The sequence below is a fragment of the uncultured Eudoraea sp. genome (assembly GCF_947258525.1).
Taxonomy (GTDB): Bacteria; Bacteroidota; Bacteroidia; order Flavobacteriales; family Flavobacteriaceae; genus Eudoraea.
On the sequence record NZ_CAMYIP010000079.1, the window covers coordinates 69,941 to 94,935 of the forward strand.

Here is a 24,995-nt window from a genome sequence, read left to right on the forward strand (position 1 = left end):
CTAATCCAGAAATTTTGCCTTTAGTTCCGGGGTAGGGATCATGCAGTCATTTTGTTTACCAAACCAACTGTACCTGTTTTTGGCTATCAGGTCATAGATCCAATCTCTAATAGGTCTTGGAACCCATTCAAAAATACTTAACAGACGCCAGCCACCACCAAAAGACTTACCAATCTCCAAAGCCGCAGATGATTTAATGTAATAGGCAGTATTAGGGTCAATTAGAATGATTGAATCTATTTGTGATGAATCTATACCCCTTTGACTCAGAAGCATTTTGGCCGTATCACTTTGCAGGGCTGCAAACTTGTAACGATTTTTTTTATCGTGCTTAATGACAAACTGAATGGAACTATTGCAAAGGTTACAAACGCCATCAAACAAAATAATTTTTTTATCGTCTCTTGGTATCACAAGGCAAAAATAAAGCCTAAAACCTAGAATCCGATATGTTTTATAATCAATTTAAGAAACTTAGGGCATTGGATTTAGAGCGAATATTTAATTATATACATATATAAACATCTTTACCAACAACTACTTTTTGGTTTCGACCAATTCTAATTGATCCACACTCACATTAGTTGTAAACATCCCGTAATTGACTACCGCTTTATTTTTCTCAAGTTTATCTATACTTCCAACCGCACGGCCATCATGCATCCTTACCCGGTCGCCAATTTTAAATACGGGTCTTGGTTTATTCTTTTCCTTTAATTTGGCTTTCCTGCTATCAGTTTTCTTTTTCTCCCGGATCACTTTTACTTTTTTCTGAACTTCCTGTGCAGTTTCGAGCTTCTTTTGCCTTTCTACCTTGGCCTGAGTGACGGATTTCTTTTTTCGCTTACTATTTTCAGTCTCCACAATTCGCAAAAGCTCTGAGACCAAAACACGCTTTTTGTTATCTAAAAAATATTTTTCTGCTGCTGTGTTTATTTTATTACCCAAATGTATCATTCGCTGGTCATGATCATACAGCTCCTGATAATTTTCTAATTTAGACTTAATCTTCGCATTTAGTTTTTCCAACCTTATTGATTCATCACGCGCTTTGGATTCTTCTTCTTTTAGCCTGGATCCGGTCTGAGCCATTTTGTTACGTTCCTTTTGCATTTTGGCAATAGTGGCATCAAATCGTAATTTACCGCGTTCAACCTTCTTCTTAGCCTTATTGATCAAATTATACGGGATTCCATTTTTCTGCGCTACTTCAAATGTAAAAGAACTGCCTGGCTGCCCTAACTCTAATTGAAAGGTAGGTTCCAGAGTTTTAGAATTGAAAAGCATATTTGCATTAGTGGTATGCGGTAACTCATCAGCCAATGCCTTTAGGTTAGCATAATGTGTGGTAATAACGCCAAATGCACCACGTTCATAAAAAACTTCTAAAAATGCCTCTGCAAGGGCACCCCCTAATTCAGGATCACTTCCGGTCCCAAATTCATCAATAAGAAATAAAGTATTCTTATTGCACTTCCTAAGAAACCGATTCATGTTCTTAAGTCTGTAACTATAAGTACTCAGATGATTTTCAATAGATTGATTATCTCCTATATCCGTAAGTATATTTTTAAACAAGCATACAGAACTTCGTTCGTGAACTGGAATCAAAAGACCGCTTTGTAGCATAACCTGAAGTAATCCAATGGTTTTTAGCGTAATGCTTTTTCCTCCTGCATTCGGACCTGAAATTACGATTATCCTGTTTTCCGGATGTAGCTCAATAGTCTGTGGCCATGTCTTTTCACCGCTTTTTTTGTTAGTTAGAAAAAGCAATGGATGGAAAGCATCTCGCAAATAAAGCCTGCTAGAATTATTTATTTCAGGCAATAGTGCATTCATATCTCTTGCATATTTTGCCTTGGCAGCAGTAATATCGATCTGTGTTAGAAAACCTTGGTACTCCCGGAGGAGAGATTCGTAAGGTCTTATTAAATCTGTTAATTGATTAAGAATCCTTTGAACTTCCTCTTTTTCATCAAATTCCAGGTTATTGAGTTCCCTGCTGTACTTTAATGACGCTTCTGGTTCTATATAAACAATACTACCCGTTTTGGAGGTTCCCATTACAGTTCCCTTTACTTTACGCCTGTACATTGCTTTAACGGCCAATACCCTGCGATTTTCTACAACAGACTCTCGTATTTCATCTAAATATTCAGCAGACTGACTGGCATTAAGTGCAGTGGCAAAACTTTGATTGATCTTACCTTTAACCTGGTTTATTTGCCTGCGTATTATTTTTAATGCTTCCGAAGCATTGTCTTTGACCTCACCAAAGCGATCGATAACCAATCCAATATTAGTAGTTATCTCGGTATTGGATTCTATTTGTTCGATGCAAGAAAATAATAAGGGATAATATTCCTTAAATTTTTTAAAGAACTTTTTGTGTGTATTTACCAGAGTACAGATATGCGCAATCCGCCGGAAACCTGAAATTTCCAGGGTTGTATTTTCTATTTTGAGCAGCTTTAGCTCATTGTTTATTGTATCAAATCCGTGATTGGGGATCTTATTATCATTGCTAAAAGAAGCCAGATATTCAGATGTTTGGCCCAGGATTTCTAAGAGCTCTTTCTTTTCTGATATTGGCTGTATAGATAAAGCATCCATTTTTCCCAATTCAGTACTACAGCGGTCAGACAATTGTTGTAATACCAGCGGGAATTCTAAATCTTGTAAAGTCTTTTTATCTATTATTTGCATTACCGGGAATTGCAGATGGCAAAGGTATGGAATAGGTGTGATTTTGAAAATTCTATTGTTCAATGAGTAAAATGAGTGCATATTTTACTGTTAAGGGCAATAATCATACATAATCAACTGTTTTAATAGCTATAGACTAAGTATGCAGTTTTATATGAGAAGATATTACCATAGAATTTGCTTGTTGTTCCTGCTTGTAATTGTAATTAGTTGCAGTACTACAAGGAATGTTGATATTCTAACTATAGAGCCTGCACCGGTTTCTCTTTCCAATACGATTAAAAGAGTAGGGATAATAGGAGGGAAAGTACATTTAAAGGAAGAGAAAGAACAAACCGGACTGCACCAGCTCATTTCAAGAGAAAATCAACAACTTGCCAAAGAAGCAAGGGATGCGGCAATCAAAGGTTTATATAATGAACTTACTGGTGACAGTCGTTTTGATACCATCATATTGATGGAAGATTTAGTGCAAAATGAGAAAGATCCTGATAATAATGGAGACTATTTAAGCTGGGAGGTAGTTGAAGCACTATGCCAAAGACATCAGGTTGATGCTATTTTTTCAATGGCTTATTATGATTCAGACACCAGGGTATCTTTAAAGAAGACCACGATGGATCAACTTAATTTATTACGTGTTAAAGAAAAAGTTCCAGCGCACCAGATTACACTTGAAACTTTGATTGAAAACGGTTGGAGGATTTATGACCCTTCGAATAAGCTCCTAATAGATGAGTTTACTTTTAACAATCAGATTGTTTCTACTGCTAAGGGACTTGATCCTTATGAAGCACTGCAGGCAATAGAAGACAGAGCAAAAGATATTGTAGAACAGGGTAAACAAACAGGAAGTTCCTATGGTGCCAGACTGCAGCCCTATGAGCATAGTATAACCAGGGAATATTATGTAAAATGCACACCAATATTCGAAGAGGCCGAAGCCTATACACTATCTGGTAATTGGGAATTAGCTGCGGATCTATGGAAAAAAGAAACGGAAAATCCAGATCAGAAAATAAGCAGTAAAGCCTGCTATAACCTCGCAGTTTTGAATGAACGAAACAATAATCTAACAGCTGCAATGGAATGGGCAATAAGAGCTAATACTAAACACCAGTCAAAATACTTTGCGGCGTATATTGAAGCATTAGAGTACAGACAGCAGCAAAATCAATTGCTTAATTCACAAGAATCAGAACCTATAACTTCCAAATAGTTTTCCAGACAGATTAGAACATCGCTATTGATTTGGTAAAGTCGTTATTATTGATTTAATTTTACTACGATTACTAAGTCCTTTGTTAAATGAACGTTACTATTCATCCGAGCTGGCAGAGTCAGCTCCAATCCGAATTCCAAAAACCCTATTTCGATACTTTGGTACGGTTTGTTAGAGATGAATATCGTTCAACAACCTGCTATCCTAAAGGGAATAACATTTTTGCTGCCTTTGACCACTCCAATTTCGAGCTCACCAAAGTGGTGATCATTGGTCAGGACCCTTACCACGGGCCCAATCAGGCTAATGGCCTCTGTTTTTCCGTAAAAGACGGAATTCCGCATCCACCATCTTTAATAAATATATTTAAGGAAATAGAGACAGATATTGGGAAACCATACCCTAAAAGCGGTAACCTTGAACACTGGGCAGACCAGGGTGTTTTGTTGCTAAATGCCACTTTAACTGTCAGGGCGCATAGTGCCGGTAGTCATCAGAATAAGGGCTGGGAAGTTTTTACTGATTCAGTGATACGCAAGCTTTCAGCAGAGAAAAAAGGGTTGGTATTTCTGTTATGGGGAGGATATGCAAAAAAGAAGATTAGCTTGATTGATACCTCAAAACACTACATTCTTACTTCCGGACATCCCTCACCCTTAAGCGCCAACAGAGGTCTTTGGTTTGGGAACAAACACTTCAGTAAGACAAATGAACTCTTGAAGAATATGGGTAAAACGCCTATAAACTGGTGATTAGCTCGTCAATATCAAGTTTATTCTTGATCAATTTTAATTTAAAGAGATAATCCTGAACGATGTTTATTGTTTCCAGACTTATTTGTGATTGACTCCATTCTGTTAGGCCTAACCATTCTCGTACATCCTCAATCCGCTGTTCATATTTGTTAGAAATTGTCCTGTCAATACTTGGGATACGTTTGAATTCAGTGGTGTAAAGATTAATTACTTCTAAAATATGTTGGAGTATTTCTCTATTCTTATTTAGAAAAGATTCGGTAGCAGCGATAACAAAACACGGCCATGGAGTAGGGCAGTCTGCAAGTCTTCTGAATATACCTGAATCAACAATAGGTTTAGTCGTAAAGTGTTCCCACATAAAATAATCTGCTGTCCCCAATTTTAGAGCGTCTATAGCACCATCCAGGGTATTCACTATATGGAAATTAAGTGAAGATGTATCCCATCCGTTAGATTGGGCATTCACAAAGGACATAAGGTGGCTGCCACTGCCAAACCTGCTAATTGCCACAGTTGCATTTTGTAGATCCGCCATATTTTGGAATTCGCTATCAGCAGCTACATGGATACCCCATTGAAGGGGTGTAGCTATATACTCCTGGACTATTTTTACAGGATTTCCTTCAGTAATACTTTTTACAATGCCTTCAGTGAGAATAATAGCCAGGTCTGTCTGCCCTTCTTCTAACATGGCACACATCTTTCCTGTACCTTCCGGAACATCTGTCCATATCAGGTTAATCCCTCTTGTTTCAAATGCGCCTTCTTCTATAGCCATTAGCCAGGCATAATTAAAATGCTCGGGGACTCCAATAATCTTAACAGTTTTCAATATGCCGTGAGTTTTTCAAGCGTATACTTAATAAGAGCATCTATAGTTTTAACCGGATCTTTAGAAAACTGACCTGTACTTCTATTTGCTAATATACAGTTCATTGATGCCGCTCTGTGACCCATTAATTTTGAAAGGCCATAAATAGCTGATGTTTCCATTTCCAGATTAGTAATCCTCATTCCATTATACTCAAAAGAGCTTAACTTGGAATTCAGGTCATTGTCCTCCAATAGTAATCGCAATCTGCGTCCCTGGGGTCCATAGAAACCAACATTTGTACCTGTGAAGCCCATAATAACGTTATCTGAGCGTAGTTTTTCAGTTAATTGAAGATCAGACTCCACTACGTAGGGAATAGACTTAAAAACAGACCATTCCGTTTGATCTATAAAGGCAAGCTGAATTTCTGGGTGTTGAATATGTTCACTTTCGTAGAAATGAAGCACATTATCAAAACCAATGGCATATTCGCTTAATATAAAGGAATCTGTTTCAATATCTGGCTGTAAACCGCCCGATGTGCCAACACGGACAATGTCCAGACTAGTTTTATTTTCTTTTATTGTTCTGGTCTCGAAATCGATATTAACCAATGCATCGAGTTCATTAATTACAATATCAATATTGTCTGCTCCAATGCCTGATGAAACTACAGAAATTCTGGTTCCATTGAGCATTCCTGTATGAGTAATAAATTCCCTTTTTCCTTTTTTTACTTCTATTGTATCAAAATATTTAGAAACTAATGGAACTCGGTTTTGGTCACCGACAACAATGACGGTCTCTGCCAGGTCTTGAGGTAATAAATTAAGGTGATATATGCTGTTATCAGCATTAAGAATGAGCTCAGAAGCACTCAGCTGCATACTACAGTTTTAGAATTCTGTCGGACTCCGTATTATATAAGAAATTATACTTTAATGCGCCTCCCAGATAGTCTTCACTGTCTCTTATTTGAGAATAATAATTGGTTTGTCCATCTAGTATTTCTTTTCCTTTTGCGGTTAACCGTACGGGATTGAATGAAGAAAAAAGAGGCCGCAGGTTAGAAATTACTCGCTCGTATTGCGTGTCACCAAAACCATAAAATCCTTGATTTTCAAGTAGTTTACTAAGTAATTGTTTTTTAGATTTTGGTTTTTGTTGAAGAGAATATTCAAGAACGCGATTCTCCAGCTCGTTCAAACCATTTTTAATGGTAGGAAACCTTTTTAAGTGAACTTTGATAGCATCAGAGAGATAGTCAAATTGATAATTATCAAAATCCATCAGATTTTCTAATCGGATAGGATTATCGCTGCAATACAATTGCCAGACATAATCTGCATATTCTATATCATTCTGGGATAGCTTTGTCTTATTAGCATAAGAATTCAAAATTTGCTCATCATTTAAATCGCTGAGCCCGTACAAACGATTTGTTTCATCCTCATCCCCACTGCATACTAAATATATTTCAGCATATCTCCTGTGTTTCTTTAGCCAACTTAACACTGCGAGCATATTTATCTGGCAAAATAAGTCGTATTCAAACCAAAGTATAATCTGATCTTGTTGTTTATGATTACAAAGAGAACGATATTCTTTTAAGGTCTTCTCAACAAACCAGGACTTGCTGACCTTGTAATTTTTATGAAGAAAATCAAAACGAGTTTTCCAAAACGATTCACTACCTACATTAGTTTCCGTTTTTCCCTCACAAAGCATTTCCCGCCAGGTGATTATATCGCCCTTAAGTTTTAGTGATTTTAACTTTTGGGTGAAACTATCCCCGTTGGTGATATGCAATTGGGAACTCATTATGATTAGGTAGTTTAGTTTATAACGTTTAAAAGTAACATTTAATCGAAAAAAACAAAAACAAATTAACAGAAAAACCTCTGAAATTATAGTTAAATTTTTTTAACCGGGTTATTTGAGTATATAAAAACGGGCTCAAAGTTAACCTCCCACGCGTTTTGTCCTAAAACCCATTTCCTGAAGCAAGGTCATTATTTTGTCTCTGTAATCACCCTGAATTATTATTGAATTGTTTTTAAATGTACCACCCACACTTAATTTTTTCTTTAAATCCTGAGCTAATTTTTTAAAATCTTTTTCAGCTCCGTTATACCCCTCCAAAATAGTGATCGGTTTACCTTTTCTTTTTTCATATTTACAGATTATCGGCTCTTTCTGAAGCCACAATTCTGGTTTCTTCTCAGCAACTTTATCTGCCTCTGAGGAAATATGCTCCGGAAATAAATTCTTTAATTGATCTTTTAAATCCATTTTGGGACTTCTATGATTAAACGTCTAAGACGCAATAAGTTATAAAACCTAAATCCTTGATATATAATAATATAAACATTATTAATTAAAGTAATAAGTAATTATTTAATTAATCCCAGTTCTATTAGGCGTTCATTTAAAAACTCTCCTGCTGTTATATCATCAAAACGTTTGGGATGCTCTTGATCAATACAATTGTCAAGGCAATTAAGGGGCATACTGCTTATCGGATGCATAAAAAAGGGAATAGAGTATCTGGAAGTATTCCATAATTCACGGGGCGGATTAACCACCCTATGAACTGTAGATTTAAGTTTCTCATTAGATAGGCGAGAAAGCATATCCCCGACATTGATCATTAACTGATCCGTCGTGGCGATTGCATCAATCCATTCTCCCTTATGATTTTGAACCTGAAGGCCTCTGCCATGTGCTCCCATCAGCAAGGTTATGAGGTTTATATCTCCGTGAGCAGCCGCTCTCACTGCATTTTTAGGTTCATTAACAATTGGAGGATAGTGAATTGGTCTTAAAATAGAATTACCATTCTTAATATAACCATCAAAGTAAGTTTCAGAAAGATTCAGATGAAGCGCCAGTGCTCTAAGCACGTATTTGGCAGTCTTCTCCAGCATCTTATAAGTTTCTTTGCCAACTGTATTGAATTTTGGCAATTCTCTTACGATTACATTTTCCGGGTATTCCTTTTCAAGTATTGGGTCATCTTCAACATACTGACCAAAATGCCAAAACTCCTTTAAGTCTCCTTCCTTTCTTCCTTTTGCATGCTCTTTGCCAAAGGATGTATAGCCTCTTTGACCTCCAATACCATCTATTTCATACGAATCCTTCACACTCTGAGGTAATTCGAAGAACTTTTTAACTTCCCCATATAAATCTTTGACCAGTTCATCAGAAAGAAAATGACCACTTAGGGCAACAAAGCCAATATTTTCAAAAGCGCTGCCAATTTCTTTCGTAAACTTCTCTTTTCGCTCCGGATTGCCGCTAGTATAATCTCTTAAGTCTACACTGGGGATATTGCTCATAGCTAAGGTTTTAATATGCTTTCAAAGTTAATAAATATTAAGTGCAAACATGCATGGATTTCTACTGTTTTATTGAGGTCAATTTTGTTACATTTATACCCGTATCACAAGCACAAACTATTTGTTGAAATATGCAATATTCAAGCAAAGGGATAAGTAACGAAAAGCAACTGGAGCTCTACAGGGCTATGTTAAAGCCAAGAATGATCGAAGAAAAGATGCTAATTCTCTTACGTCAGGGAAAGATATCTAAATGGTTTAGTGGTATAGGTCAGGAAGCTATTGCAGTAGGTGTTGCCACTGCTTTGAATGAAGATGAATATATTCTTCCAATGCACAGAAACCTAGGAGTTTTTACAACACGGGGCATACCTTTATTTCGATTATTTACCCAATGGCAGGGTAAGTCCAGTGGATTTACAAATGGCCGCGATCGAAGTTTTCATTTTGGAACTCAGGAGTATAAGATTGTGGGCATGATTTCCCATCTGGGGCCTCAACTGGGTGTGGCAGATGGTATTGCTTTGGCAGATCTTCTAAAGAAAAGACAGAAAGTAACCGCTGTATTTACAGGTGAAGGTGCTACCAGCGAAGGCGACTTCCATGAAGCGCTCAATGTGGCTGCGGTGTGGGATTTACCCGTACTATTTTGTGTTGAAAACAATGGATACGGACTTTCTACACCAATATCCGAGCAGTTTAAATGTGAACATATTGCAGATAAAGGTAAAGGTTATGGAATGGAAGCCCATATCATAAACGGAAATAATATCCTTGAAGTTTACAGTAAAGTCAATGAATTATGTGAAAGTATCCGAAAAGAGCCAAGACCGGTCTTATTGGAATTCAAAACATTTAGAATGCGCGGACATGAAGAGGCTAGTGGCACCAAATATGTTCCTAAAAGACTATTGGAGGAATGGGCGGCGCTGGATCCTTTAGAAAATTATGTTGAGTATTTACACGCTCAGGGGATTCTTTCTGAGGAAAAGGAAGTTGAATATAAAAAGGAAATCATTCACGAAATAGATGATAATCTTAAGCTGGCTTTTGCGGAAGGAGAGGTGCAATTTAGTGAAAGTAAAGAATTAAATGATGTTTATAAAGAGTATAAATATCAAGATGTTAAACCAAATATAGAAGTACATAATATTCGCCTGGTTGATGCAATTTCGGAAAGTTTAAAACAATCAATGGAAAAGCATGAGGACTTGGTGATATTGGGTCAGGATATTGCCGATTATGGGGGTGTCTTTAAAATAACGGAAGGTTTTGTTGAAGCTTTTGGGGCAGAAAGGGTAAGAAATACACCTATATGTGAATCGGCAATTGTATCTGCAGCCATGGGGCTTTCTATCAATGGAATAAAATCCGTAATGGAAATGCAATTTGGCGATTTTGTCAGTTCAGGTTTTAATCCAATAATCAATTACCTTGCTAAAGTCCACTATCGGTGGAATGAAAATGCAGATGTGGTAATTAGAATGCCTTGTGGTGCAGGAGTGGGTGCCGGACCGTTTCATTCCCAGACCAATGAAGCGTGGTTCACAAAAACTCCGGGACTAAAAGTAGTGTATCCTGCTTTCCCTTATGACGCAAAAGGTCTTTTGGCAACAGCGATTAATGATCCCAACCCGGTAATGTTTTTTGAACATAAAGCGCTTTATCGCAGTGTTTACCAGGAGGTTCCCACTTCTTATTACACCTTACCATTTGGAAAAGCCAGCCTGTTGAAAGAAGGTGATGAAGTTTCAATAGTCACCTACGGTGCTGGTGTTCACTGGGCTCTTGAATGTTTGGAGCAACATCCAGAAATACGAGCAGATCTTTTAGATTTGCGCACACTCCAGCCTTTAGACACTCAGGCAATTTATGAATCTGTTAAAAAGACAGGGAAATTAATTATTCTACAGGAAGACAGTATGTTTGGAGGGATTGCCAGTGATATATCTGCACTTGTGATGGAGGAGTGTTTTGAATTTCTGGATGCTCCGGTGAAACGGGTCGCGAGTATGGAAACTCCGGTTCCATTTGCCAAATCATTGGAAAATAATTATTTACCCAAAGAAAGGTTTCTGACCTCTTTAATTGAGTTGATGGAATATTAAAAATATACCCCTGATTTAAAGAACCTGAATCAATAAAATTTTTACTTTAGTTACTTCTAAAATAATTACAAATAATCTTTTATGAAAAATACAGTTTTTTTAATCCTGGCAATACTTTTAGTTGCTTGTTCTGCAACGAATACAGCTACTTCCCAATCTTCTCAAATGAAGAAAAAAACACTTAAAGGAACCTGGTCTCTGACCAATATTCGTTTTGTTGGAGAAGAAGGGCTTTATAAAGCAGATTTATTTGGTATTGCCGATTCGCCTTGTTATAAAGGCGGTGAATGGATGTTTATTCCAAACAATGGAACGGGTAGGTTCTCCATTAACGGGTCTGAAAGATGCCAGGAAGGTACACACCGCATTCTTTGGTCTTTCTATGAACCAGGAGACGGGAGTACAGAACTACAGTTCAAATTGGTGGACACCAAAAATAAACCACTTAGTGGTGATAAAAGTGGCTACCGAATGAGTATAGAAAGCTTAAGTGAATCTAAGGTGGAATTCAGAGTAGAGGTTGATTATAAAGGAAAACCTTTTGATGTAGTCCTCAATTTAGAAAAGGTTTCTAAAGATGTAACGCTTTAAAATAAATTCAAAATAGTATTCAGATGACAAGAAAATTTACAAGTTTCCTATTGGTTGGGATGATGTTCCTTACGCTAAACAGCAGTTGTAACGCCATAAAAAACTCTAATAAAACACAAAGAGGGGCTGCTATTGGCGGAGCAGGTGGTGCTGTGGTTGGCGGCCTTATTGGCGGAAATATTGGTGGTGCATTGATCGGTGCTGCCATAGGTGGAGTTGCCGGGGGTCTCATTGGAAATAATATGGACAAGCAGGCACAGAAAATTGAAAATGAAATTCCAGGGGCGGATGTAAAACGTGTAGGAGAAGGGATCCATATAATTTTTGACGACAAAAGTGGCGTCAACTTTGCGTTTGACAGTTCTGACTTAACGGCAGAGGCCAAATCCAACCTGGATAAGGTCGCAGAAATATTTAATGAATTTCCGGACACGAATTTAATGATACAGGGATATACTGATAGTGTAGGCAACGATGAGTATAATTTAAAGTTATCAAAAAGGCGGGCTGATGCTGTTGCTAAATATATAGCCAATGCCGGCGTGGCTAAAAGCAGAATGACTGTTGAAGGTTTTGGTGAAGCTTCACCCAGATTTGACAATGCTACCAAAGAAGGACAGGCTAAGAACAGAAGGGTAGAAATAGGAGTGTCTGCCAATAAACAAATGATTGAAGATGCAAAGGCTCAGGCCAATTAATTAAGATTATTTAAGGATTAAAATTTTTTGTAAACCCGACTTTTGAGTCGGGTTTTTTTACAAAAACAACTATCTTCAATCAGTGGAAAAATACGATGTGATCATAATAGGTGGTGGGTTAGCTGGACTCACTTCCGCAATTCATTTGGCCAGGGAAGGATATAATTTGCTTCTTCTGGAACGCTATCCCTATCCACACCATAAAGTATGCGGTGAATATGTGTCTAACGAAATAGTACCTTACCTTGAAAGCCTGAATGTAACACTTCCCAAAACAGTTGCCATAGATACGCTTCAACTCTCTACAAAACAGGGAAAATTACTTCAAACAAAATTGCCTTTAGGAGGGTTTGGAATAAGCAGATATGCTTTTGATAATTCCCTTTACAAAAGAGTAATTTCATTAGGAGTCTCTGTTAAATTTGAGTCAGTAAAAAATGTAACCTTTTTAAATGACGTATTTTATGTAGATACAGAAAATGAAAATAGATACTCAGCTATAGTGACAATAGGGGCTTATGGAAAACGATCAGGGTTAGATAAACAGCTGGATCGAAATTTCATAAACAAAAAGGCACCATGGATAGGGGTAAAGGCACACTATGACTTGCAGGAATTCCCGGATAACCTGGTGGCATTGCATAATTTTGAAGGTGGGTACGGCGGCTTATCTAAAATTGAGTCCGGGGCTGTAAACTTTTGCTATCTGGCCTCCTATAAAAGTTTTCAAACTGAAAAAAATATTGAGAAATTTAATTCGAAGGTTGTTGCCGGGAATAAATTTCTAAATCACTTTCTTAGGAATGCAAAACCACTTTTCGACGAACCTATGAGCATCGCACAAGTATCTTTTGAACGCAAACAGGCAATAGAAAAACATATGCTGATGTGTGGTGACACGGCAGGTTTAATTCATCCGCTTTGCGGTAACGGTATGGCAATGGCTATTCATAGTGCTAAACTTGCATCGGAGCGAATTGACACTTTTTTTAAAAATTCAGATTACACCAGAGCTCAAATGGAATCTGATTACAACAAAGAATGGCAAAATACATTCAGACGAAGATTGCAAACCGGTAGGGTCTTACAGTCCTTATTATTAAATGAAGGAGCATCAAACATGCTTATGGGAACTATTGCAAAATCACCTGGACTAATAAGATCGCTTATCAAAAGAACTCATGGAAAACCAATATCCCTATAATGGATTTACGATATAGAAATACGGAATCTGAATTAATGGATGATCCAAATGTAGCAATTGATACGCTGCGATTGGTTTTTAATGACATTAATAAAAGTAATCGGCTTTTAGGAGGCAATAGAATAACGATTAATAATGTTTGCAAGCTCATAAAGGAATTCCCCAGGAAGCAATATACTATTGTGGACATAGGCTGCGGTGACGGGGAAATGCTTAGGGAACTTGCGAGTTATTTTAGGAATTCGGAGATTGAAATTGTGCTAATAGGCCTTGACCTTAATGAAAACGCATTGGCTATTGCGCGGGAATTATCAGTTGATTTTCCTGAGATTACATTCTTAAGACAGGATATTTTAGCCTTGAAACCGCTGAATTTTAAATGTGATATTCTGCTGTGCACACTCACAATGCATCATTTTAGCAATGAACAAATTCCAATATTCTTATCTCAATTCACAAACTTGGCCAAAATTGGTGTCATTATCAATGACTTACAAAGAAGTGCACTTGCATATTATCTTTTTAAAGGGTTTAGTGCTATTTTTATAAAAACAAAAATTGCGAAACATGATGGTCTTATCTCAATTAAAAGTGGATTTAAGAAAAAAGACTTGATTACTTTTTCAAAAGATTTATCACATTCAGCTCACACAATTAATTGGAAATGGGCTTTTAGATATGTATGGGTGATGGAGACAGCACGACTAAGACAATCATATGAATAATGTACGTATAGCAACAGTGGCTAAAGCATTGCCGCCTTTTTGTAGAGAAACTAAAGATATTTTACCTTTTGTTGAGCTATGGCTTAGTGGACAGGAAGATAGGTTCAGAAGAAAAGTGTTAAAAATATTTGAGGGTGCTGCCGTGGATAAACGTTATGGCATTATGGGAATAGAAGATGTGTTTACTGCTACCAGTCTTGAAGCTAAAAACGATATTTATGTAAGAGAAGTGAAAAAATTAGGGACTTCCGTACTCAAAAAAGCTTTAGGTAATAGCGGATGGAATCCGGATTCCCTTGATTATATAATTACCGTAAGCTGCACGGGTATCATGATTCCTTCGTTAGATGCATATATTGTTAATGATCTTGAGTTAAGGCAGGATATTGTAAGGTTACCGGTGACGGAAATGGGATGTGCAGCCGGTGTTTCGGGACTTATATATGCTGCCAACTTTTTAAGGGCAAATCCCGGGAAACGCGCTGCTGTAATAGCCGTGGAAAGCCCTACAGCAACATTCCAGCTTACAGATTTCTCTATGGCAAATATGGTTAGTGCCGCTATATTTGGCGATGGCGCAGCTTGTGTTTTACTCAGTTCGGAAAAAGAGGCCAATGGACCAAAAATTGTGGCCGAAGAGATGTATCATTTTAGAAATGCTACCCATATGATGGGATTTGACCTTACCAACACTGGGCTTAAAATGATTCTTGATCCCTCTGTTCCGGAAACCATTGCAGAACATTTTCCGAAAATAGTGCATCCTTTTTTAGAAAAGAACGGGACTTCTATTGAGCACGTAGATCACTTAGTCTTTCATCCCGGTGGAAAGAAGATTGTACAGACCGTTGAAGAATTGTTCGGAAAGCTGGGAAAAAACATTGATGATACGCGCGAAACATTGCGTTTATACGGAAATATGAGTAGTGCTACGGTGCTCTATGTACTGGAACGATTTATGTCGAAAGATATTGGAAAAGGTGAGCAAGGAATGATCTTGAGTTTTGGTCCCGGATTTTCAGCTCAACGCGTTTTGATGGAGTGGTAGGACTATAAAAATTAATAAAGTGGACATAGTTAAAGCAAATAATTGGGCACTAGTTTTGGGTGGTAGTAAAGGTCTTGGCCTTGCTTCTGCTAAAAAGCTTGCAAGAAATGGGTATCATATCCTTGTTGTTCATCGTGATCGTAGTATTGATATGCAAGATATAGCAAATGACTTTAAAGAAATTAGTAATGCCGGTGTACAGTTTAAGAGTTATAACCAGGATGCCATTCAAAAAAGCAATAGAGATGATTTAATACAGAAAATAAGGGATTTTATTCCTGATGGTCACAAGATCAAGGTCTTGGTGCATAGTATTGCAAAGGGTAACCTTAAACCAATGTATTCTTCGAGTGATAATGAACTAAGCAGCCAGGATTTCCAGATTACAATTAACGCAATGGCGATAAGTCTCTATGACTGGGTACAGGCATTAATTAAAGCAACTTTATTTGCAGAAGATTCGCGTATTATTGCATTTACAAGTGAGGGTTCTTCAAAAGCAATATCTAACTATGGTGCCGTTGCGGCCGCTAAAGCAGCCCTTGAAGCTATTTCCAGAAATATGGCTATGGAATTTGCCAAGCTTGGTATAAAATCCAATTGTATACAGGCGGGTGTCACTGATACCGAATCCTTGAGACGTATTCCCGGCAGTGAAAGTCTTATAAAGCAGGCAAAGTTAAAAAATCCGGGCGCTCGCCTTACTACACCGGAAGATGTGGCTGATGTGGTCTATTTGTTATGCACGGAAGAAGCTAAATGGATTAATGGAACTGTAATTAAGGTGGATGGTGGCGAAAGTTTAAATTAGATTATGGATTTTAAAAAGATCATAGAAAAGCTGCCATATTCAAAACCGTTTTTGTTTGTGGATGACCTATCAAAAATAGATAGGAATGGTGTCAACGGCAGTTTCTGTTTTAGCGAAGATCTTGAATTTTACCAAGGACATTTTAAAGAGCTACCAGTGACCCCTGGAGTTATACTTACAGAATGCTGTGCTCAAATTGGATTGGTTTGCCTGGGTATTATTTTGCTTTCGGAACAAAAAGACACCAACTTTGATAATATAGCTGTTGCCTTTAGTAGTTCTGAAATGGAGTTTTACCTCCCGGTATACCCTGGAGAGACTGTATTTGTAAGCTCGGAAAAACTTTACTTCAGATTCAATAAACTAAAGTGTAAGGTAAAGATGTATAATGCTTCTAAGGAATTAGTTTGTAAGGGTGAATTAGCCGGAATGATAAAAAACTCTCCCAATGGAAGATAGAGTGGTAGTGACAGGTTTGGGTATTTGTGCTCCAAATGGCGTAACACTTGAAGATTTTACTAATAGTCTCAAGGACGGTATTAGCGGAATAAGTTTTCAGCAAAAATTAAAAGACCTTAAATTTGGTTGTCAAGTTGCTGGTGTACCCAATATTGAAGCCGGATATATAAACAAATACTTTACATCACTTCAGCTAAGAGGTTTAAATGCAAGTGGATTGGTTTATGGAGTCATTGCGGGTACAGATGCCTGGACAGATGCCGGTTTAACCAAAGCGCAGAAAGATGAGCCAGATTGGGATAGTGGGATCATTTTTGGAACAGGAATTCTGGGGGTTGATAAATTCCGTGAATCAATTCATCTTGTAGATGCGGGAAATACTAGGAGATTAGGAAGTACATCGGTAATTCAAACCATGGCAAGCGGGATAAGTGCTTATTTGGGGGGAATACTCGGTTCTGGTAACCAGGTAACAACCAATTCCTCTGCGTGCACTACAGGTACGGAAGGTGTAATAATGGCTTATGACCGGATAAGATCAGGAAAAGCAAAACGCATCTTAACCGGAAGTTGCAGTGACAGTGGCCCATATGTCTGGGGAGGTTTTGATGCCATGCGCATACTCCCGAGAAAGTATAATGAAACTCCTACAGCAGCGAGCAGGCCTTTAAGCGCTTCGGCTTCCGGATTTGTTCCAGGGAGTGGGGCAGGGGCCTTGGTACTAGAATCATTGACTAGTGCAAAACAAAGAGGCGCAAAAATATACGCCGAAGTTTTAGGCGGCGCCGTCAATAGCGGAGGTCAAAGAGGGGGTGGCAGTATGACGGCTCCGAATAGTATATCTGTCCAGCGATGTATTAAAATGGCATTAAAAAATTCAGATATAGAAAGTAAAGATATTGAAGCAATAAATGGTCATTTAACTGCTACTGGAAAAGATCCTGTTGAAGTACGTAACTGGAGCATTGCATTACAGCGATCCGGCCTGGATTTCCCGTATATTAATTCTTTTAAAGGGATTATGGGTCATGGCCTCGCTGCCGCGGGCAGTATGGAATGCGTAGGGGCAGTGTTGCAATTTAAAGAAGAGCAAATTTTTGGAAATGTTAATATTGAAGATTTGCATCCCGAAATAGAAAAACTGGTAGATAAATCACGTATTCCTTTGAAAACCTTAAATTTCAGACCCAATACAATTGCAAAAGCAAGTTTTGGTTTTGGAGATGTAAATGCATGTGTTATTTTTAGAGACTTTAAGGCTTAGATAAAAAATATGAAAGAAGAAAATTATTATCAACAATTAAAAGGTATAGTTCAGCCTTATTTACCGGAGGATGTATCTGTAGATGATATATCACCGGATAGTCATTTCATAAATGAACTCAATATCAATTCTGCCAACCTGGTAGACATTGTCCTTGATGTTGAAGATACTTTTGAAATTACCCTTGAAAATGATGATATGGATCAAATGCAAACAGTGAATGATGCCATGGTCATTATTAATAAAAAACGAAGTTCTAAATAATCATGAAATCGTTTTATTCCTGGGCCCTGGACAAATTAAGGGTAGATCCCAGGCTTATACTTACCTATTGCATCATTTATTTTGCCTGGGGAATGCTAATGAACTGGTTAGGCACTGAGGTCCAAATTGCGAGGTTTACTTTCTGGTGGCAGGTAATCAGCGTCTATATTTTATATATGGTGCCAATTTCTCTGTTATTGCGAAAACTCCCTTTTCATGCTCAATATGCATATGGACTTGTAGCCATGGGGCTATTGGAATTTGGAGGATATTTCTTTAAAACATCCTATGCTTTTCCCGGAAATATTCTGGATGAACTAATAGGAATTCGAAATTTCACGCTCGGAATGGCGCTTTTCTTTGCCCTATATTTCCCCCTTGGTAATTGGGGCGTAGGTAAAATTTATGAATTGATTTTTAAAACTAGAGCATAGTTCACCCGATATTATTTTGGTTTGGTGTGTCTAAAAATTGAGGGGGTCAACCAAGTTCCAGTATCAGATTTATTTCTACTTTATTATCTTCCCGACCTTTTTTAATATTGATATTAAAATCAGAACTAAAAAGAGTAGCAGCTCCTCTTAGCGTATTGCCATCTCGCTCAAAAAACCATGTTAGTTTTTTGGATATTCCCTTAATTGTAATGGTTCCAATAACTTTAAGACCGTCCTCAATTACACTAACTTCTGAGCTTTTAAAAGTAATTACCGGGTAGGTTTCTTCATCAAAATATCTACCACTTTTCAAGTTCCAGTCGCGTAAGAAATTACCCGTTTTTATTGTGCCCACGGCAACAGAACCTTCGAATTTTGAACTTGTAAGATCTTCCGGGATAATTTCAGACGAAGACTGAAATCCTTCAACAGTACCATCTACGTCTTTGGATACAAAAACAAATTCAATTCGGGCTGAAGAAATGTTTTGCTGTGCATTCAAGAGTTGAATTGATACTAAAAAGAAGAGCAGGAATTTGGTAAAGAATTTCATAGGATATCTTATTTGTTGCCTGTAATCAAAGGTAATTAAAACTGCGAAACGATAAAGTGTCAAATTATATCGTTTTTAAGTCTGTAAACCAGTGATATTCCCTATTGTATTTAATTAAAAATCAGTACTTTGCAAAAGAGAGCACAGGCAATGAGTTTCATTAATAAAATACATTTAAGAAAATGCAGGCTGGCGGTTTTTCTTTTCGCTATTATCGCTATAGGGTATGGTCAGGACGAGACCCGAATTAACACTAAGGAAGAAATTGTGGTCAAAAAGAGGACAGTCCTGGAAAGGTTTGATTCTGATCTTGTAATTACTCCAGAAGAGAGGATGAAACTAAAACTAGAGCGTATTGCTACCATAGAAAAGCGCCTGGAGATTATTGATACTTTAAATATCTCAGACCGGAAAAGGCGCAGATTGCTTAAGGAGCTTTATCGATCTCCTTTTTCTGATGAATGGAATAAGGTAATAGCCGACCTTGAATTCGAGGAATTAACTCACTGAGTTTAATACAAGTAATCCATAGTAGTTAAAAGACTCCTGTAGTACCAAAATAGTTAAGGATTTTATTAAATAGTTAAAATTACGTTATCTGATTTTGTGGCGTTCTTTTTTTGTAGAAAATTTCGTACCTTAAAGGCACCATTAGTAAAACGATTACCCCCAAAATTACAATATTATGACTGCAACAGGACCCATTTCAGGCGTTCCCAGATATTCCAGCAGAAATAATGCCTTATTGCGTCTGGAACGTAACAACCGAAGCCTGCTATCACTGGAAGAAAAATTAAAGTCGTATGTCTGTGAGCCAAAAACGCGCAGTTTATACGAGAAAATGGAATCATTAAAAAATGGTTTGGGGAATTTAAAAAGTTCTAACCTGGAGATCATTACGGCCTTGAAGAATCATACGTTGTTCTTTGAGGATGCCAAAGACCGCATCAGAGAACAGCTGGAAAAATATAACGCTTTGGAGTTAAAGGTGCTGGAATATATTGGCATGGCCAAATTGCATTGCTAGGAGCCAATTTAGATGTCTTCAGTAACTTCTTCTTCCTTTTGAGGAATTAATAAGGATGCTATAACTCCACTTAATAGTGAAACAACAATTACCGATAGAGAGATCCATTCGCGGATATGGATGTAGTGAGAAAAAATCATTTTGAACCCAACAAACGCCAATATTACAACAAGGCTATAATGAATAAATCGAAACTTTGTCAACATCCTTGAAACCAGAAAATACATTGATCGCAATCCTAATATTGCAAGGATATTGGAACTAAAAACAATAAAAGGATCTGCGGTTATTGCGAGAATGGCAGGAATACTGTCCAAAGCAAACATTACATCCGTAATTTCAATCACAACAAGCGCAACAAATAATGGTGTTGCAACCGTTAATCCCATTTTCTTTATAAAAAAATTATGCCCCCTGATAACAGTAGTGATCGGATAAATTTTCTTGATCTGTTTGAACACAAAAGATTCATTGGGGTTAAAATCTGAATTTCCGGTCTTTAACATCTTAAATGCCGTATACAGAAGAAAGGCACCAAAGGCATATATTATCCATTCAAACTCGTTAACCAACGCTACTCCAAACAGGATCATAAAAGCCCTGAAAACAATTGCCCCTAATATTCCCCAAAATAATACACGGTGCTGATAAATAGGGGGGATACCAAAAGCCGAAAAAATAACAGCTATAACAAATACATTATCTATACTCAGGGAAAGCTCGATTAAATACCCAGTTATATATTTTAAAACTGCATCTCCCGGGGCCAAATTAGTTGGATTATCAATAATACCATTTGAGAAAAGCCAGTAGATAACTACGCTAAAACTCATGGCTACAGTAAACCAAATGCTTGTCCAGATACTGGCCTCTTTAGATTTTATAACATGATCTTTCTTATTGAATACACCCAGATCAAGTGCGAGAAAAATAAGAACAAGGAAGATAAAGGCACCCCAGATTATCATGCAAATGGAAATTAGCTCGCTAATATAAGAATCGTTTTTATAATTTTGGAATGGTAATTGGTTTATATAAAATATTAACATCCCATATTAATCAGTTAACTATAATTCTTAACTTGGGAAACAAAATAACTATTATGAAAGACTTGTTTAAAAATTTACCTAAGTGCTTACCTATTATCCTTACCCTGGTGTTTATTCATTCGGCAAGTGCGCAATTTGTACCAAAAAATGAAGTGGAAAAGCAAGCTGCTAAATTGGTACAGGCTTACCAGGCAGAAGTAGGGATGACCATAGAGCAGGCATCTGAAGTATATGAGAAGATAGTTGAAGTAATAGATAAAGAAAATTCAATTAGAAACAGTGAGCTTTCAACTGAGCAAAAGAAAATGAGCCTTATGAATTTGTCAAAACAGGAAACGGCACATATGGGCACTATATTGGACCCAAAGCAATTCAGGGAATATAAGAAAATGAAAAAGACATTGCAACCGATAAATTATTAGCTATATAGAATTTATTTGGTCATTCTATTAAAATATAACTACTTAATATATAATATATTATAATTTCTAATATGTAGTTTTACTTTATTTAAAAAAAGAGATCATTTTTTATAAATATCTTATAATTATTCATTTGCATAGCAATTTATCAATCTACTTTTTTATGGTCTTCAAGGTGGTATTTTCATTAGTCAATAACTAAATTTTCTTTAATTTTTCATTACATTCGAACTTCCAAAATTTTTACATTTATGAAGATTCGTAGTTATTATGCCTTTGCATTTATTTTTTGCCTGGGATTAGTTTTAAATATCCAGGCTCAGGAAACAAAAGAAGACCGAAAACGGTCAATTCAGGCACTACATGGAGCCCTATTTTTGATAAGGAAACTACATATTCGATAGGCTGCGTAACTATCGATCCCAATACTCCAAGTACAATTTGGGTAGGGTCGGGTGAAAATGTAGGTGGTCGTCATGTTGGTTATGGCGATGGCATATACTTAAGTAAAGACGACGGCAAGACATGGAAAAATATGGGTCTAAAGGAATCCGAACATATTTCCAAAATTCTGATTCATCCTGAAAATTCAAGTATCCTTTGGGTGGCAGTGCAAGGACCGCTTTGGAGCAAAGGTGGAGAACGAGGGGTATACAAGTCAATTGATGGAGGTGCAAGCTGGAATAGAACTTTGGGAAATGAAGTATGGACAGGTGCTACAGACCTACTTATTGATCCACGAAATCCCGATGTACTTTATGCTGCTACATGGGACAGGCACAGAACAGTGGCAGCCTACATGGGAGGAGGTCCTGGCTCTGGAATTCATAAAAGTACCGATGGCGGCGAAACCTGGGAAAAACTAAGTACGGGAATTCCAAAAGTAAAACTGGGCAAAATTGGCCTGGCCATGAATCCATTTAATCCTGATATGATCTACGCAGCCATTGAATTAGAGCGACTTACAGGGGGTATCTTTGTTTCTACTAATGGAGGCCAGTCCTGGACCAAGGAATCCAATACAGTTTCTGGAGGTACCGGCCCGCATTATTATCAGGAATTATATGCTTCTCCGCACAAAGAAGGCAGATTATACCTGATGAATAATTATGTAAAAATATCTGAAGATCACGGAAAAACATTCGTGAACATGAACGAAAAAGGGAAACATGTAGATAGCCATGCTATGGCTTTTAAAGCTTCTGACCCCAATTATGTACTTTTTGGAACAGATGGCGGTTTATATGAAAGTTTTGACCATACCAAAACCTGGAAATTTATCGCTAACCTTCCGGTAACACAATATTACAAAGTAGCAGTAGATGATAGTGAACCATTTTACAATATCTATGGGGGAACCCAGGACAATGGGTCACATGGGGGTCCTTCCAGAACCCGAAATGAAGCGGGGATATTAAATTCAGACTGGTGGATTACCCTAGGGGCTGATGGTCATCAATCTGCAACTGAACCCGGGAATCCGGATATTACTTACGGAGAGTTTCAGCAAGGCGTCCTATGGCGTGTAGACCAAACTACCGGAGAAACGGTGTTTATTCAGCCTCAACCTTCGGCAGGTGAACCTGCTGAACGCTTTAACTGGGATGCACCTATTTTGGTAAGTCCGCACAAACCCACAAGACTTTATTTTGCTTCCCAACGTGTCTGGAAATCTGAGAACAGAGGAGATGAATGGCAGGCAATTTCTAAGGATCTTACCAGAAATCAGGAACGTTTGGCCCTCCCTATCATGGGTGCAAAGCAAAGCTGGGACAATGCCTGGGATGTAAATGCCATGTCTAATTACAACACTATTACTTCTTTGGCTGAATCTCCAAAACAGGAAGGCTTGCTTTATGCCGGAACTGATGACGGAATCATACAGGTCTCAGAAGATGGAGGTGCTAATTGGCGAAAAGTAGAATTAGGCAGTATAAAAGGGGTGCCTTCCACGCCATTTGTAAACGATGTACGTGCAGACCTTTTTGATGTAAATATTGTTTATGCAGCTCTGGATAATCATAAATACGGGGATTATAAGCCTTATTTATTGAGAAGCACGGATAAAGGCCGGACCTGGAGTTTAATGAATGGAAATTTTCCGAATCGTTTACTGACGTGGCGTTTGGTACAGGATCATGTTAACAAGGACCTGCTTTTTGCCGCAACAGAAAATGGCGTTTATTTTACCGCTAACGGAGGTGGCAACTGGAGTCAGCTAAAAGGAGGCATGCCAACAATTGCAATACGTGATATTACCATTCAAAGAAGGGAGAACGATTTGGTAGCAGCTTCTTTTGGGAGAGGTTTTTATATTCTTGATGATATTACACCCTTACGGGATTTTAACGCTGCTGTGAGGAATGCAGAAGCGACTCTTTTTGATGTGAAACCAGCTTATTGGTACGTACCCAAATCTGCACGCTATGCTCAGGGAAGCAATCAGTACGCGGCTAAAAACCCTGAATTCGGAGCAATTTTTACATATTATCTGAAGGATTCGCTCTCCTCGCTAAAGTCTGCACGAAAGTTGGCCGAAAAAGGAAAAGCTTCAGTCCCATTTCCGGGCTGGGATGCCTTGGAGGATGAGAAAGTACAACAACAGCCTAAGTTCTTGCTTACAGTTAAAGACAGCAAAGGACAGGTTGTTAATGTAGTGGAAGGAACCAATAAAAAGGGATTCAACCGTGTAAACTGGGCCCTTGATGTTGCGGATAGAGGAGGAGAAGATCTTGAGCCACCAAAAGAAACGGATGATTATTATAGTGATGCTGTTATGGTTACTCCCGGAGATTATTCGGTTGCCTTATCCAAGCTGGTAGATGGCCAGTTGGAGCAAGTGGGAGGCCCTAAAAGTTTTAGAGTGGTTCCTCTGTCTGAAGGAGCATTAAAAGGCGCTTCTTATGAAGAGATAGACGCTTTTAGAGTGGCCTATCATGCTTTTAAACAAGATTTGAAGGCAACTGGCGCAGTTTTAAAAGAAAGTTCCTTAAAAGTAGCCGCAATGCAGCGTGCTTTAGAAAAAGCGACATCTCCTTCTGCCGATCTGGTTCAAAAGTTACATGCGGCCAGAACGATGCTACAGGAGATGGATTCCAAAGTAAATGGAAATCCTGCTAAGAATGAAATAGGAGAAAGGAATGAACCAAGTCCAAATTCCGGAAATACTATTGGCCGTCGTGCCCTGACAAGCAGTACTTACGGACCAACGGCTAATCATAAAGCCGCCTTTGGAGCTGCCCAGACTATGTTGCAAGGTATAAAAACAGAACTCAACGGGTTTGTAAAATCACAATTACCGTCACTTGAAGCTGAGTTAAAAGCAGCAGGAGCGCCATGGATAGAGGGTCAGGGATTGATTCAAAATTAAAAATAATAACCTATAAAGCAGACCCGCGAGTTTTTTCAATTCGCGGGTTTTTTTATATATATCAAAAGTCAGAGCAAGACTTTTTTAATTGGAATATTTTAGTAAATCAAGGGCATTTGAAAAG

The 24,995-nt window shown here is 37.9% G+C and carries 26 protein-coding genes; 17 read left to right on the forward strand and 9 right to left on the reverse strand.

What is annotated here, in order from left to right:
• Both Q0X89_RS06385 and Q0X89_RS06390 read right to left on the reverse strand, forming a co-directional pair.
• Positions 1 to 414 carry a thiol-disulfide oxidoreductase DCC family protein gene (locus tag Q0X89_RS06385; RefSeq protein ID WP_297692283.1) on the reverse strand — a complete coding sequence of 138 codons (414 nt, stop codon included), beginning with the start codon at positions 412 to 414 and terminating at the stop codon, positions 1 to 3.
• Positions 415 to 537: 123 nt separating this feature from the next.
• A complete protein-coding gene (locus tag Q0X89_RS06390) occupies positions 538 to 2,709 on the reverse strand; it encodes a DNA mismatch repair protein MutS (RefSeq protein WP_297692286.1) in 2,172 nt (723 codons plus the stop codon).
• A gap of 154 nt (positions 2,710 to 2,863) precedes the next feature.
• Between Q0X89_RS06390 and Q0X89_RS06395 the strand changes: the two genes are divergently transcribed.
• Together Q0X89_RS06395 and Q0X89_RS06400 are read left to right on the forward strand one after the other, a co-directional pair.
• Positions 2,864 to 3,928 carry a DUF6340 family protein gene (locus Q0X89_RS06395; RefSeq protein WP_297692288.1) on the forward strand — a complete coding sequence of 355 codons (1,065 nt, stop codon included), beginning with the start codon at positions 2,864 to 2,866 and terminating at the stop codon, positions 3,926 to 3,928.
• A gap of 89 nt (positions 3,929 to 4,017) precedes the next feature.
• Positions 4,018 to 4,683 carry a uracil-DNA glycosylase gene (locus tag Q0X89_RS06400; RefSeq protein WP_297692290.1) on the forward strand — a complete coding sequence of 222 codons (666 nt, stop codon included), beginning with the start codon at positions 4,018 to 4,020 and terminating at the stop codon, positions 4,681 to 4,683.
• Here the strand turns inward: Q0X89_RS06400 and Q0X89_RS06405 are convergent.
• The 5 genes from Q0X89_RS06405 to Q0X89_RS06425 form a co-directional block, all read right to left on the reverse strand.
• Positions 4,670 to 5,521 carry a substrate-binding domain-containing protein gene (locus Q0X89_RS06405; protein ID WP_297692292.1) on the reverse strand — a complete coding sequence of 284 codons (852 nt, stop codon included), beginning with the start codon at positions 5,519 to 5,521 and terminating at the stop codon, positions 4,670 to 4,672. The genes Q0X89_RS06400 and Q0X89_RS06405 overlap by 14 nt on opposite strands.
• Positions 5,518 to 6,390 (reverse strand): nucleoside phosphorylase, encoded by an 873-nt coding sequence (locus tag Q0X89_RS06410; protein ID WP_297692294.1) that lies wholly within the window; start codon positions 6,388 to 6,390, stop codon positions 5,518 to 5,520. The genes Q0X89_RS06405 and Q0X89_RS06410 overlap by 4 nt, the downstream gene beginning before the upstream one ends.
• Position 6,391: 1 nt before the next feature.
• The gene (locus tag Q0X89_RS06415; RefSeq protein WP_297692296.1) at positions 6,392 to 7,324 is read right to left on the reverse strand and encodes a DUF1835 domain-containing protein; all 933 of its coding nucleotides are present in this window, start codon (positions 7,322 to 7,324) and stop codon (positions 6,392 to 6,394) included.
• 141 nt (positions 7,325 to 7,465) lie between these two features.
• Complete coding sequence (locus tag Q0X89_RS06420; RefSeq protein ID WP_297692298.1) at positions 7,466 to 7,795, reverse strand: translation initiation factor; 330 nt, start codon at positions 7,793 to 7,795, stop codon at positions 7,466 to 7,468.
• A 101-nt stretch (positions 7,796 to 7,896) separates the two neighbouring features.
• Positions 7,897 to 8,844, reverse strand: coding sequence for a 2-oxoglutarate and iron-dependent oxygenase domain-containing protein (locus Q0X89_RS06425; RefSeq protein WP_297692300.1), 948 nt, complete (start codon positions 8,842 to 8,844; stop codon positions 7,897 to 7,899).
• Positions 8,845 to 8,975: 131 nt separating this feature from the next.
• Between Q0X89_RS06425 and Q0X89_RS06430 the strand changes: the two genes are divergently transcribed.
• The 11 genes from Q0X89_RS06430 to Q0X89_RS06480 all read left to right on the forward strand — a co-directional run bounded on the left by Q0X89_RS06430 (position 8,976) and on the right by Q0X89_RS06480 (position 18,450).
• Positions 8,976 to 10,952: a dehydrogenase E1 component subunit alpha/beta gene (locus Q0X89_RS06430; RefSeq protein ID WP_297692303.1), complete on the forward strand. Its 1,977-nt coding sequence runs from the start codon at positions 8,976 to 8,978 to the stop codon at positions 10,950 to 10,952.
• Positions 10,953 to 11,033: 81 nt separating this feature from the next.
• Positions 11,034 to 11,543 (forward strand): lipocalin family protein, encoded by a 510-nt coding sequence (locus Q0X89_RS06435; protein ID WP_297692306.1) that lies wholly within the window; start codon positions 11,034 to 11,036, stop codon positions 11,541 to 11,543.
• A gap of 23 nt (positions 11,544 to 11,566) precedes the next feature.
• A complete protein-coding gene (locus tag Q0X89_RS06440) occupies positions 11,567 to 12,241 on the forward strand; it encodes an OmpA family protein (RefSeq protein ID WP_297692308.1) in 675 nt (224 codons plus the stop codon).
• A gap of 82 nt (positions 12,242 to 12,323) precedes the next feature.
• Complete coding sequence (locus Q0X89_RS06445; protein WP_297692310.1) at positions 12,324 to 13,445, forward strand: NAD(P)/FAD-dependent oxidoreductase; 1,122 nt, start codon at positions 12,324 to 12,326, stop codon at positions 13,443 to 13,445.
• On the forward strand, positions 13,445 to 14,170 hold the full coding sequence (locus tag Q0X89_RS06450) for a methyltransferase domain-containing protein (protein WP_297692312.1): 726 nt from the start codon (positions 13,445 to 13,447) through the stop codon (positions 14,168 to 14,170). Before Q0X89_RS06445 ends, Q0X89_RS06450 begins: the two co-directional genes overlap by 1 nt.
• Complete coding sequence (locus tag Q0X89_RS06455) at positions 14,163 to 15,218, forward strand: type III polyketide synthase (protein ID WP_297692314.1); 1,056 nt, start codon at positions 14,163 to 14,165, stop codon at positions 15,216 to 15,218. Before Q0X89_RS06450 ends, Q0X89_RS06455 begins: the two co-directional genes overlap by 8 nt.
• Before the next feature lie 19 nt (positions 15,219 to 15,237).
• Positions 15,238 to 16,029: an SDR family oxidoreductase gene (locus Q0X89_RS06460; RefSeq protein WP_297692316.1), complete on the forward strand. Its 792-nt coding sequence runs from the start codon at positions 15,238 to 15,240 to the stop codon at positions 16,027 to 16,029.
• Positions 16,030 to 16,032: 3 nt separating this feature from the next.
• Complete coding sequence (locus Q0X89_RS06465) at positions 16,033 to 16,488, forward strand: hydroxymyristoyl-ACP dehydratase (RefSeq protein ID WP_297692317.1); 456 nt, start codon at positions 16,033 to 16,035, stop codon at positions 16,486 to 16,488.
• Complete coding sequence (locus tag Q0X89_RS06470; RefSeq protein ID WP_297692319.1) at positions 16,478 to 17,752, forward strand: beta-ketoacyl synthase; 1,275 nt, start codon at positions 16,478 to 16,480, stop codon at positions 17,750 to 17,752. The genes Q0X89_RS06465 and Q0X89_RS06470 overlap by 11 nt, the downstream gene beginning before the upstream one ends.
• Before the next feature lie 9 nt (positions 17,753 to 17,761).
• Positions 17,762 to 18,016, forward strand: a complete 255-nt coding sequence (locus Q0X89_RS06475; RefSeq protein WP_297692321.1) for an acyl carrier protein — start codon at positions 17,762 to 17,764, stop codon at positions 18,014 to 18,016.
• A gap of 2 nt (positions 18,017 to 18,018) precedes the next feature.
• Positions 18,019 to 18,450, forward strand: coding sequence for a hypothetical protein (locus Q0X89_RS06480; protein ID WP_297692323.1), 432 nt, complete (start codon positions 18,019 to 18,021; stop codon positions 18,448 to 18,450).
• 46 nt (positions 18,451 to 18,496) lie between these two features.
• On the opposite strand, the gene Q0X89_RS06485 is transcribed toward Q0X89_RS06480, so the two are convergent.
• Positions 18,497 to 19,003, reverse strand: a complete 507-nt coding sequence (locus tag Q0X89_RS06485; protein WP_297692325.1) for a YceI family protein — start codon at positions 19,001 to 19,003, stop codon at positions 18,497 to 18,499.
• Between the two features lie 129 nt (positions 19,004 to 19,132).
• Between Q0X89_RS06485 and Q0X89_RS06490 the strand changes: the two genes are divergently transcribed.
• Complete coding sequence (locus Q0X89_RS06490; RefSeq protein WP_297692327.1) at positions 19,133 to 19,513, forward strand: hypothetical protein; 381 nt, start codon at positions 19,133 to 19,135, stop codon at positions 19,511 to 19,513.
• Positions 19,514 to 19,688: 175 nt separating this feature from the next.
• Positions 19,689 to 20,030 (forward strand): hypothetical protein, encoded by a 342-nt coding sequence (locus Q0X89_RS06495; RefSeq protein WP_297692329.1) that lies wholly within the window; start codon positions 19,689 to 19,691, stop codon positions 20,028 to 20,030.
• 8 nt (positions 20,031 to 20,038) lie between these two features.
• On the opposite strand, the gene Q0X89_RS06500 is transcribed toward Q0X89_RS06495, so the two are convergent.
• The gene (locus Q0X89_RS06500) at positions 20,039 to 20,998 is read right to left on the reverse strand and encodes a TerC family protein (protein WP_297692331.1); all 960 of its coding nucleotides are present in this window, start codon (positions 20,996 to 20,998) and stop codon (positions 20,039 to 20,041) included.
• Between the two features lie 134 nt (positions 20,999 to 21,132).
• Here Q0X89_RS06500 and Q0X89_RS06505 point away from each other — a divergent pair, with 134 nt between their 5' ends.
• Both Q0X89_RS06505 and Q0X89_RS06510 read left to right on the forward strand, forming a co-directional pair.
• The gene (locus Q0X89_RS06505; protein ID WP_297692333.1) at positions 21,133 to 21,501 is read left to right on the forward strand and encodes a hypothetical protein; all 369 of its coding nucleotides are present in this window, start codon (positions 21,133 to 21,135) and stop codon (positions 21,499 to 21,501) included.
• A gap of 289 nt (positions 21,502 to 21,790) precedes the next feature.
• Positions 21,791 to 24,871 (forward strand): glycosyl hydrolase, encoded by a 3,081-nt coding sequence (locus Q0X89_RS06510; RefSeq protein ID WP_297692335.1) that lies wholly within the window; start codon positions 21,791 to 21,793, stop codon positions 24,869 to 24,871.
• Positions 24,872 to 24,995 lie beyond the last annotated feature (124 nt).

Bases quoted from the DNA above. Each gene is read 5' to 3' on its own strand.
- Q0X89_RS06390 (WP_297692286.1), bottom strand. From the start codon at position 2,709: ATGCAAATAATAGATAAAAAGACTTTACAAGATTTAGAATTCCCGCTG.
- Q0X89_RS06395 (WP_297692288.1), top strand. From the start codon at position 2,864: ATGAGAAGATATTACCATAGAATTTGCTTGTTGTTCCTGCTTGTAATT.
- Q0X89_RS06400 (WP_297692290.1), top strand. From the start codon at position 4,018: ATGAACGTTACTATTCATCCGAGCTGGCAGAGTCAGCTCCAATCCGAA.
- Q0X89_RS06410 (WP_297692294.1), bottom strand. From the start codon at position 6,390: ATGCAGCTGAGTGCTTCTGAGCTCATTCTTAATGCTGATAACAGCATA.
- Q0X89_RS06415 (WP_297692296.1), bottom strand. From the start codon at position 7,324: ATGAGTTCCCAATTGCATATCACCAACGGGGATAGTTTCACCCAAAAG.
- Q0X89_RS06420 (WP_297692298.1), bottom strand. From the start codon at position 7,795: ATGGATTTAAAAGATCAATTAAAGAATTTATTTCCGGAGCATATTTCC.
- Q0X89_RS06425 (WP_297692300.1), bottom strand. From the start codon at position 8,844: ATGAGCAATATCCCCAGTGTAGACTTAAGAGATTATACTAGCGGCAAT.
- Q0X89_RS06430 (WP_297692303.1), top strand. From the start codon at position 8,976: ATGCAATATTCAAGCAAAGGGATAAGTAACGAAAAGCAACTGGAGCTC.
- Q0X89_RS06435 (WP_297692306.1), top strand. From the start codon at position 11,034: ATGAAAAATACAGTTTTTTTAATCCTGGCAATACTTTTAGTTGCTTGT.
- Q0X89_RS06440 (WP_297692308.1), top strand. From the start codon at position 11,567: ATGACAAGAAAATTTACAAGTTTCCTATTGGTTGGGATGATGTTCCTT.
- Q0X89_RS06450 (WP_297692312.1), top strand. From the start codon at position 13,445: ATGGATTTACGATATAGAAATACGGAATCTGAATTAATGGATGATCCA.
- Q0X89_RS06455 (WP_297692314.1), top strand. From the start codon at position 14,163: ATGAATAATGTACGTATAGCAACAGTGGCTAAAGCATTGCCGCCTTTT.
- Q0X89_RS06465 (WP_297692317.1), top strand. From the start codon at position 16,033: ATGGATTTTAAAAAGATCATAGAAAAGCTGCCATATTCAAAACCGTTT.
- Q0X89_RS06470 (WP_297692319.1), top strand. From the start codon at position 16,478: ATGGAAGATAGAGTGGTAGTGACAGGTTTGGGTATTTGTGCTCCAAAT.
- Q0X89_RS06475 (WP_297692321.1), top strand. From the start codon at position 17,762: ATGAAAGAAGAAAATTATTATCAACAATTAAAAGGTATAGTTCAGCCT.
- Q0X89_RS06480 (WP_297692323.1), top strand. From the start codon at position 18,019: ATGAAATCGTTTTATTCCTGGGCCCTGGACAAATTAAGGGTAGATCCC.
- Q0X89_RS06485 (WP_297692325.1), bottom strand. From the start codon at position 19,003: ATGAAATTCTTTACCAAATTCCTGCTCTTCTTTTTAGTATCAATTCAA.
- Q0X89_RS06495 (WP_297692329.1), top strand. From the start codon at position 19,689: ATGACTGCAACAGGACCCATTTCAGGCGTTCCCAGATATTCCAGCAGA.
- Q0X89_RS06500 (WP_297692331.1), bottom strand. From the start codon at position 20,998: ATGATAATCTGGGGTGCCTTTATCTTCCTTGTTCTTATTTTTCTCGCA.
- Q0X89_RS06505 (WP_297692333.1), top strand. From the start codon at position 21,133: ATGAAAGACTTGTTTAAAAATTTACCTAAGTGCTTACCTATTATCCTT.